Annotated in this window: 7 protein-coding genes; 1 reads left to right on the top strand and 6 read right to left on the bottom strand. The window is 41.2% G+C overall.

All coding sequences use genetic code 11. From position 1 onward, the window contains the following. From QZT26_RS16200 to QZT26_RS16180, 5 genes are all read right to left on the bottom strand, one after another. Positions 1 to 105: DUF2024 family protein (locus QZT26_RS16200; RefSeq protein WP_295101757.1), on the bottom strand; the 105-nt coding region annotated here is incomplete at its 3' end. Positions 106 to 226: 121 nt separating this feature from the next. Then, positions 227 to 1,891 (bottom strand): multiheme c-type cytochrome, encoded by a 1,665-nt coding sequence (locus QZT26_RS16195; RefSeq protein ID WP_099324985.1) that lies wholly within the window; start codon positions 1,889 to 1,891, stop codon positions 227 to 229. Positions 1,892 to 1,895: 4 nt separating this feature from the next. Next, positions 1,896 to 2,081, bottom strand: coding sequence for a hypothetical protein (locus tag QZT26_RS16190; RefSeq protein ID WP_099324984.1), 186 nt, complete (start codon positions 2,079 to 2,081; stop codon positions 1,896 to 1,898). After that, complete coding sequence (locus QZT26_RS16185; RefSeq protein ID WP_099324983.1) at positions 2,078 to 2,422, bottom strand: DUF488 family protein; 345 nt, start codon at positions 2,420 to 2,422, stop codon at positions 2,078 to 2,080. The genes QZT26_RS16190 and QZT26_RS16185 overlap by 4 nt, the downstream gene beginning before the upstream one ends. 120 nt (positions 2,423 to 2,542) lie before the next feature. Beyond that, on the bottom strand, positions 2,543 to 2,731 hold the full coding sequence (locus tag QZT26_RS16180) for a ferredoxin (protein ID WP_099324982.1): 189 nt from the start codon (positions 2,729 to 2,731) through the stop codon (positions 2,543 to 2,545). 862 nt (positions 2,732 to 3,593) lie between these two features. Between QZT26_RS16180 and QZT26_RS16175 the strand changes: the two genes are divergently transcribed. Continuing rightward, positions 3,594 to 3,803 carry a hypothetical protein gene (locus QZT26_RS16175; RefSeq protein ID WP_099324981.1) on the top strand — a complete coding sequence of 70 codons (210 nt, stop codon included), beginning with the start codon at positions 3,594 to 3,596 and terminating at the stop codon, positions 3,801 to 3,803. 162 nt (positions 3,804 to 3,965) lie between these two features. Here QZT26_RS16175 and QZT26_RS16170 read toward each other — a convergent pair whose 3' ends face one another. Continuing rightward, positions 3,966 to 5,570, bottom strand: a complete 1,605-nt coding sequence (locus tag QZT26_RS16170; RefSeq protein ID WP_099324980.1) for a PDZ domain-containing protein — start codon at positions 5,568 to 5,570, stop codon at positions 3,966 to 3,968. Positions 5,571 to 5,641 lie beyond the last annotated feature (71 nt).

Here is a 5,641-nt window from a genome sequence, read left to right as displayed (position 1 = left end):
TTGAAGAACCTTTTCATGTGTCTGATCATCAGGGACGATAATATCAAAATGCATTGTCAGCCCGTTTTTCTTCACTACGTGTGTGTCATAGACAGATACTTTCATAGATTTCCCCTTTCTTCTTTTAAAATTAAATTAACAGATTTCTGAGAGGCGATCACCAACAAGCATATCTGTGATCCTCATTCCACCAATTATTGTTTTGAGATATACTATATTTACATTTTTATTCATTATAACGATTTTTATAGGTAGCTTTTAATACTTCTGTTTCTTCTTCCGAAAGGCCCTTCATCCACAAGTGTTCTTTTTGTTCCAACAATTTCTCAATTTTTTGTTCGTATTTTATCTTCATATCATCACTCTTTTGGGCAGCGGCCTTAATTACGGCAGGTAAAAACTTCATATAATAGTGTTTTGCCACCTCATACATGCCATGCCAGTGAGTATAATCAGGACCCATCATGCTTGCTCCATGCCGCGCTCTTCTGCCTTCATGGTGCCACAATTCCCAGAAAACCCATTGTACTTCATGTTCAAATGGTGCATTTGGATTTAAGACTTCATCCTCAGCCAGCGCAGTCATCATTGCCTGTGCAGGTTTCGCAAATTTTTCGTTGTAGAGGTTCACAAGACTATCGAATTGGTGGTAAAAATTGTCGACATGAGTATGGTTATGGCAATTTCTACACACGCCCTTCATTTTTTCACGCCGTTCCTGCCATGTTACAATTTTATCAACACGTTTTGAGACGATTTTATTAACCAACGTTTCCTCCTGCACGATTTTTTCAGTCACCTGAACCCTTTCACCAATCTCAGGCAATTTCCGTGTATCGGGATAATCTTCTTTAAAACCATCTTCATATATCACCAAATTTATCTTTGTACTGACGACCGGCCGAAGTGTCCAGCTAATTCGCTCTCCAACATCATGGTTGCTGGCGGTATGCTGTCCTTCCGATGTCATATAGCTGCTGATATGGCAGGTGGTACACGTCGGAGCTGCGGAGTAATCCTTTCCCAACACCCAATCACCTTCTTTATCCAGCGCCATGTGATCAATATTGGCGGTATATGCAATTCCATGCTTTGATTCTCTATAAATTTCCATTTGAGGATGGTCGGGCCCCATGTGGCACTTACCACAATTTTCAGGCGCTCTGGACAATTTTGCCTCAAATGAATGTCTCGAATGGCATGCGTGGCACGAACCTTTTGAACCATCCGGATTTAACCGGCCTATTCCACTGTTTGGCCATGTATCAGGGTCAATTACCGGCTTTCCTCCTTCCCGCAATATTTCACCCGCATCATTACGCATAAATCTTATTATGCTTCCGTGACATTGCAAACAACCGTTAACGGCATCGGCATTATTGTCCGGAAGGCCAATAACCTTCTCTGCAAGCACATTATCAAGGCTATCTAAGATCTCTCCGGCTTTTGCATGATGACTTCTGGAAAACTCTTTATACTCAGTTGCGTGGCAATTTGAGCAGTCTTTGGGAGTAACTAATGTAGAAATCAAAGCTCCCATATGCTGCCAGGCGTCTATTTCTCCTTCATTAGCCTTGTGACAATCAACACACCCTACCGCTTTTTGAGCATGCAGTGATCGCTCCCATTCCATTACCAGAGCAGGCGTCTGGTTTTTATGGCATTCGACGCATATTTTATTCGCAGCGGTTATTACCGGACCTGGCTTTACATCTGGTGGGTATTGCTCTTCAACTTCAACAGCTTTCTTCGGTAAATGTGAAAAGTCCCCGGTCAATGCCTGGTCATCTCTGTGTAACTCATTAGCCTCAGTACATACGACGCTAAAAACTGACAACCCCAGGAATAAAAACATATTAAAAATCTTTAGCAGGTTTGTTTTGTTGCACATGTGTTTAATCCTCTTTTTTGGGAATTAGCTTTTTAAAATATTTAATATTTGACACTTCTTCTCTCTTATCCGGTTGATAGTCTATATATTGTACCCTTCCCTCCAGCACACACCCTTTCTGCAATGGCAGGCATAATTTCTTTAATCTTACACATTCATCTTTTTTTTGATGTGGACAATCCCAACTCATTTCTTTTTCAACACCTCCAAAAGTACTTGTGCATTATTTCGTCCCTCATCTTTGGCAGCATATAGTAAAGTAACCTTTTCCTTTTTCCCCAAATCTATCAATTGTTTCAAGAGGTCGTTTTTATCTTTCAACTCTTTCATATAACGGCTTTCAAACTCCTGCCACCGATCCTCTTTATGAGCAAACCATTTACGGAGCGTATCACTGGGACTGATTTCTTTCATCCAATGGTCGATTTTAGCCTCTTCTTTTTTGAGACCCCGCGGCCATAGGCGATCAATCAATACCCTTATCCCATCGCCTTCATCTGGTTTTTCATAAACCCGTTTTATTTTAAACATGGCAAATTTAAACCTTCCTTCACTTCACACTATAAATAATCCTGTTTAGTTTTACAACAATAACAACCGTTAGCCCGTTCCTGATTTTCAAGATTTCCCCGCCCCTCTGCTTAAATTCTCTTATTCTTCTATTATTATCGCAGTGACAGGACATTCACCTGCCGCCTCTTTACAGGCATCTTCGTCCTCTTTAGGAACAATAGCAACATATGCTACTGCCTTGTCATCTTCCATTTTAAAAACTTCGGGACAGATTTGAGTACATAAAGCGCAACCGATACACATATCTTGATCCACCTTTGCCTTCATAGATTGCCTCCTTTTTTATTCCTCTTTCATTTCGAAAAAACAATTAAATTGGTAACGGTTTAGATTTTTGGAAAAGCAGAAATGCTCGTGCCCAAGCTCCGGCTTGGGAACACAATTGCATTGGAGGCTCTTGCTTCCATTTAGCAATAATTATTTGGTTCAAAAGAGGTCTTCAAATATCATCGGTAACCCGACTTTTGCAATTCGATTCCGGAAATTGCTATTTTCTGGCAGGTATCTCTATGTAACCATTGATTTTAAGTGTTAATTTACCAAAATGGCTTACAGTGTGCAGACCTATTTTGTGCTTCCCCTGAATTGACTGGTTTAGCGGTTTATCTGCCATAGAATTGCGAAGGTCAGGGGTAACATACTGAAAAACCTGCAAGCTGTCATGGGTTCATTCCCTTTTACATTCGAAGCCGGAGCTTCTCAAACAACCCCGTTCTCAAGCCGGAGCTTGGGAACAAGCCGTTTTTTTTCATAACCAAAGTGTTAGTATTGAGAACAAATTCTTTTTTCATGGTTATTGAGTTATAGCCAAATAAATATGATTTTAGAAATTTGGCGATAAAATGGCTTTCTGAAAAATAGATTTATTTGACTAAGCATACTATCAAACACACCCCTAAATCCCCTCTTGATAAAGGGGACTTCTCATCTCCCCTCTAAAAAGAGGGGCCGGGGGGGTGTAAATTTTTCGAAAACCTTATTTGTTTGACTATAATTCATAAATATCTTGCAAAGTAACGCAGGCCTCTGGCTTGAGTTTCAAATACCAAAAACAGGAAGCTTATGAGACAATAATGATACTGAAAGCGGAACGAAAACAACAACCATTTTTTTTAAAAAGGACTTATTTATGGAAAATAAAAACGTATTACCCGAAAAACCGGGGCGTTATCCGGCAATTCCTGTTTGCGAACACATAGGCAATCGCAGAAAAGATTGTGTTGCTTTAAAACACCACTCTTTTCTGGGTACAAAAGATATCGAGCCGTGCCTGGCAAGCGTTGTACTCCTTTTCGGCAAAAGCAAAGGTATTCGATTCATTTACTGGGTTCAAAGCTAAAATCCGTAAGTTTTTAGTTCAACTTGAAATACTATCTTACCTGATTTGACAGACAGAATTAATGATAATTTCCGGAAGCTGAAACCCGTGGTTTCAACCTGATTGAGCATATACCAGCGTAGGAATTTAGAATTGTGAAATTTTCTTATCCTCCTTATACTATTATTCCGCAGGATCGATGGTAAGATAAAGCGAAATATCGCTTTTCTTTATATGCAGGAGTATTTTTTCATCGGCATCAGCAGAGATCAATGCCCTTATAAATTCAGCGACATTTGAAATTTTATTTCTATTTATTTCCGTAATGATATCACCTTTTTCTATATTATATTTTGCAGCCGCGCTTTCCGGTTGCACATCAATAACCAATACCCCCTCACCCCCGTTTTCATTTTCGGATACGTTTTGTACCATTATGCCAATGTTCTTTTCGGGAGGTATCGTTTCCGGTGACGTAGCAGAATAGAGTACAGTTGGTCGTTCGCCAAGAATCACATTTAGCTCCATTTCTTTGCGGTCTCGTATGATTCTCATCGCAACATGCTTCCCTGCTCCTGTTTGTTCCACCATGAAATTCAGGTGATTTGCGTGCCGCAACTTCGTCCCGTCAAACTCAACAATGATATCACCGCTCCGGAGTCCTGCGGATTCCGCGGGAGAGTTACCCAGTGCCTCCGTCACAATGACTCCTTCTGTAATGTCAACACCAAAAGCCTCCGCCAGTGCAGGGTCAATCTCCTGGATTGTTGCGCCCAGCCACCCCTTATAAAATGGAGATACATCTTCCTGCACCAAAACATCATGCATGTCCTTGTTTTTGGAAATATACGGCTCGGGGGCAACTATTGCCGGAGGAAAATTCTTGCCCTTGTTTAAAACAACGGCAATCATTGCCGCCACAGTTACCATTGCTACACCGCCAAGGACAGCCGTTATGGTTTTGTTTTTTCCTTGCGAGGCTTTCCGGACAGGTTTTTTCCCTTTGCCAAATAATTCATAGTCATATCTCCTTCGCCGGTCATGATTGAGGAGTATATCAACGGCCTCCCGCAAGGTACCTATTCTTCGCAGGGCAAAGTCCCTGAATTTTGGGTTTGAACTCAGGCTTTCCCAAAGAGACACTTTTCTTTTATATGCTTCCAGAATTTCATGCTCTCCGGCAGTTGCGTCTATTTCCAAAAGAGCATAATAGTTTGGGAGCTCAGGTTGTTGAGAAGTGCCGGACTGTCTGACGACAATAATTGGCCTTGAATGAGAAGATGGTTGATGTTGCCTCACCCCCATCTTGTCTGTTTCTGTTGTTATCATATCGGAAGCTGTTGCCTGGCTAAGTCCCAGGGTATCAGCGTAATTAAGAAGTATCTTTTTCCCCTCCTGCGTGAGCGCGTTGTCGCTTGCAACAATATGAATCATTTTTTTAAATTCTTCTCCTGCCTTTTTACCGCTGTCGGTTGAGAGTTGTTTGTCGTATGCTGATTTTTTTGAAGGATTGGTCAATACTACATACGCCTCCTGCAGTTTTCCCATTGCTTCGGCAGAGGCGGGCCCTGTTTCTTTTGTTTTCGTGTTGGCGGGGTTTGTGTTGTATCGTTTGTTCGCTTCGCGCCACCAGTCATATCTTTGCTGAAAAGATTTTGTTATATTTTGGGCGGAATAATTTTCGCCGAACCTTAATCCCAAACGTTCATAGTGGTTTTTAGAAGGGTCGATGGCGCTTTTCCATTCATTGTTGTGGAAATATTTATCAGGATCAAACGACGTAGCCATGGCTTGTTTTTCTGTTTGTTGAAAAGTTCTGTTTTAAATGGACAAACAACCACGAAATCAACCGCATAAAC

The organism is uncultured Candidatus Kuenenia sp., from assembly GCF_900696675.1.
Classification (GTDB): Bacteria; Planctomycetota; Brocadiia; order Brocadiales; family Brocadiaceae; genus Kuenenia; species Kuenenia stuttgartiensis_A.
The sequence above is the reverse complement of the archived record's forward strand: the minus strand, read 5'-3'. Positions and strand labels throughout refer to the sequence as shown.